We start from the raw sequence: 3,060 nt of genomic DNA, 5'->3' as shown, positions 1-3,060 counted from the left end.
GGCGGAGCCGGTGGCGGGGGACTGAGCCCGTCGCGTGGCCGCCCGTCGACGGGCGGCCACGCGACGGGCTCAGTCCCCCGCCACCGGCTCCGCCGGGCCGACGGCCTTCGGGCCCCGCTCGAGCGACGTGCCCTCGATGTCGACGTTCGGGACGATGCGGTCCAGCCAGCGCGGGATCCACCAGGCGCGCCGGTCCATGACGGACATCAGCGCCGGGATCAGGGCCATGCGGATGAGGAACGCATCGATCAGGATGCCGGTCGCGAAGGCCACACCCGGAGCTCCGCGCCCGGGACCGGCAGCACTTCGAGCACATTCAGGCCGAGGTGGCGCTCGCGGTCGCCGGGGTCGTCGGCGGCTCGCCGGAGGACATGGGCCCGCAGATCTTCGCCGGCGCGACGATGGCGTTCTTCTGGAAGCTCGGCTCGCTCGCCCTCGAGGACGACCCACAGGACGCGGGCGCGTTGCTCAAGGAGGGCTTCGCGCTCCTGCACGCGACCCTCGCCGCCGTCACCGCGCCGCGCGCGTGAGCGTCTGACGACCAGCCTGACGACCGCGCCGGTCGGCGGGCCGCGAGCGCCACCCGTGGACCGAGCGGATCCGCCGGACGATGCGGCCGCGCCGGTCGCCCGTGGTCCTCAGCCGCGCCGGCCCCAGAGCCGGCGCCGCGGCTGGTCCTCGGCGGGCGCGGCGTCCTCGCGGCGGCCGAGCGCGTCGACGCGCAGCAGGACGAAGCACGTCGCGAGCGTGATCGCCAGCGGGGACGGCAGGAGCTCGTCGAGGTCGATCGTGATCCACGGCGCGTCGTCGCCGCCGAGGCCCGGGGCGACGCGCAGCAGCTCGTAGCCGTCGTCGTCGGTCATCGTCGCCCCACGGGTGCCCTGCAGCGACGCGGTCCACGGGAAGGTCCGCCCGCCGGCCGTCAGCTCCTCGCCCTCGGCGCGGGCGAGCACCCGGCCGCCGCAGCGGACCGTCACCACGCCGCCGTCGATCTGGGCGTCCCAGCGGCGGCCGTCGCGGTCGGTGGCCCGGCCGAGCGATCCGGCGGGGCCGCCGCGCAGCGTCAGCTCGGCGAGCGCGTCCTCGCCGCCGTCGGACAGCAGGACCCGCGGCCGCAGCCGGGTTCCCTGCACGAAGAGCGACCAGCGAAGCATCTCCACCGGGCCAGCGTAGTCGGGCCGGCGGGCGGCCGTCCGTGGCCCGGGACCCGCCCCGGGCCGCGGCCTTCAGGCCTCCAACAGGCGGAAGGTCGCCGCGAGGACGACGCCGAAGGCGGCGGGCAGGGTGTCGTCGAACGCGACGGTCATCAGGGCGCCCGCGTCGTCGCCGGGCGCCGGGTCGATCCGCAGGAGGACGCTCGGGGAGCCGGTCGCGCTCGTGACCCGCGCGGTGCCGGACCCGTCCTCGGCGACGCGCCAGCCGAAGGTCCGGCCCTCGGCCTCCAGCACGCCGTCCTGCACCGTCGCGCGGTGGTCGCCGTCGCGGGTGATGAGCAGGTCGCCCGGGGTGCCGACGACCCGCCAGGCCCGGCCCTCCGGGTCCTCCGCGGTCCCCGCCCGCGTGGCGACGACGCGGCCGTCGCGCCGGACCCGCGCGACGTCGGCGCCCGCCTCGTCGACGAGCACGTGCTGCGACCGCAGCCGCCCGCGGCGCTCCTGCAGGGTCCACCGGACGGTCGCCATGGCGGCCAGGCTACGCGGCGCGGGCGGGCCGTGCCCGCCGCGACCCGGAGGACGGCGGTGGTCGGTCCGGCCCCGGCGCCGTCGGCCGGCCCGGGCCACGACCGGCGGTCGGTCCGGCCCCGTCGACCGGCCCGGGCCACCACCGTCGCCCCGACCGGTCGCGCGCTCCGCCGCTCCCACGCCTCCCGCGGCCCGACCATCTAGCGTGGAGGCGTGCCCGCCCCGCCGCCCACCTCCGACGCCCCGCCGCGGTTTCGGCGCGTCACCCTCGCGACGACGGCGATGGCGGAGGAGCAGCAGTGGTGGACCGGGCGGCTCGGCCTCGACACCGCGCCCGGCGCGCCGGCCGGGGGCTTCGCCGTGCGGGTCGGTTCCGGGGTCCTGGCCTTCGCGCCCGTCCCCGACGGCGCCCGCTCACGCGGCGGCGCCGGCAGCCGGCCGAGCCACCACGTGGCCCTCGAGGTCGCGGAGGACCGGCTCGTCGAGGCGTCGGAGTGGCTCGCGCGCGCCTCGCCGCTGATCCCGCTCCGGGACGGCGAGACGATCGTCGACTTCCCGCACTGGGTCGCCCACAGCGTCTACGCGATGTCGCCGGGCGGCCACGTGATCGAGCTGATCGCCCGCCACCGCCGCCCGTGGGAGCCGTGGGCCCCGGCCACGATGTCGCCCGACGACATCCGCGGGTCGGGCCTCGTGCGCGGCATCAGCGAGGTCGGGATCACGACGCCCGACGTCGGCGCGCTGGTGGACCGGCTGGAGGGCCTCGGCGAGCGTCTGTGGTTCGGCGACCCGCAGGACGGCTTCGCCGCGGTCGGCGACGAGTCGGGCCTGCTGATCTGCGTCCGCGAGTGGCGTCCGTGGTTCCCGACGGACAAGGCCGCGTCGCCCGGCGCGCTGTCGATCGAGCTGACGCGCGTCCCGGGCCTGGTCCCCGGCGAGCCCGTGCCGGTCGGCAGCGCCGCCGAGCTGTGGGCGGCCGGCGGGACCGACTGAGCCGCCCGCGTCCGGGCGGCCCGGGCGGCCGGCCCCGGCGGCCCGCCGCCCGTCAGCCCGCCGCCGTCGCACGCCCCAGCTCGCGCGCGAGCTCGGTCCGCGACCGCAGGCCGAGCTTGCGGTAGATGAGCGACAGGTGGTGCTCGACCGTCTTGCGCGACATGTAGAGCTCGGCCGCGACCTCGGGGTTCGTGCGGCCGTCGGCGACGAGCAGCGCGACCCGCAGCTCGTAGGGGCTCAGGCGCTCGGCCGCCGCGTGCTGCTCGCCGGCGACCGGGCCGCCGGTGGCCCGCAGCTCGACCACGTACGACGAGGAGTGCGACGCCCGGACGATCGCCTTGAACGTGCGTCCGTCGTCCAGCGGGGCCGTGACGAGGGCCGCCAT

At 78.0% G+C, this 3,060-nt stretch carries 6 protein-coding genes; 2 read left to right on the top strand and 4 right to left on the bottom strand.

Annotated elements, in window-relative coordinates; translation table 11 throughout:
- Positions 1-69: 69 nt before the first annotated feature.
- Complete coding sequence (locus tag AB0L40_RS27425) at positions 70-273, bottom strand: hypothetical protein (protein WP_364361922.1); 204 nt, start codon at positions 271-273, stop codon at positions 70-72.
- 53 nt (positions 274-326) lie between these two features.
- On the opposite strand from AB0L40_RS27425, the gene AB0L40_RS27420 reads away from it, so the two are divergent.
- Positions 327-530 carry a hypothetical protein gene (locus tag AB0L40_RS27420; RefSeq protein ID WP_364361920.1) on the top strand — a complete coding sequence of 68 codons (204 nt, stop codon included), beginning with the start codon at positions 327-329 and terminating at the stop codon, positions 528-530.
- 108 nt (positions 531-638) lie between these two features.
- Here the strand turns inward: AB0L40_RS27420 and AB0L40_RS27415 are convergent, their stop codons facing one another.
- Positions 639-1,160 (bottom strand): hypothetical protein, encoded by a 522-nt coding sequence (locus tag AB0L40_RS27415; protein WP_364361918.1) that lies wholly within the window; start codon positions 1,158-1,160, stop codon positions 639-641.
- Between the two features lie 66 nt (positions 1,161-1,226).
- Positions 1,227-1,682, bottom strand: a complete 456-nt coding sequence (locus AB0L40_RS27410; protein ID WP_364361916.1) for a hypothetical protein — start codon at positions 1,680-1,682, stop codon at positions 1,227-1,229.
- 213 nt (positions 1,683-1,895) lie between these two features.
- On the opposite strand from AB0L40_RS27410, the gene AB0L40_RS27405 reads away from it, so the two are divergent.
- Positions 1,896-2,675 (top strand): hypothetical protein, encoded by a 780-nt coding sequence (locus tag AB0L40_RS27405; RefSeq protein WP_364361914.1) that lies wholly within the window; start codon positions 1,896-1,898, stop codon positions 2,673-2,675.
- A gap of 52 nt (positions 2,676-2,727) precedes the next feature.
- Here AB0L40_RS27405 and AB0L40_RS27400 read toward each other — a convergent pair.
- A partial coding sequence (locus AB0L40_RS27400) for a helix-turn-helix transcriptional regulator (protein ID WP_364361912.1) occupies positions 2,728-3,060 on the bottom strand: 333 nt, incomplete at its 5' end.

The sequence above is a fragment of the Patulibacter sp. NPDC049589 genome, from assembly GCF_040675535.1.
GTDB lineage: Bacteria > Actinomycetota > Thermoleophilia > Solirubrobacterales > Solirubrobacteraceae > Patulibacter.
Note: the sequence above shows the minus strand (reverse complement) of the source record. Positions and strands in the feature narration are given on the sequence as shown.

Bases quoted from the DNA above. Each gene is read 5' to 3' on its own strand.
- AB0L40_RS27410 (WP_364361916.1), bottom strand. From the start codon at position 1,682: ATGGCGACCGTCCGGTGGACCCTGCAGGAGCGCCGCGGGCGGCTGCGG.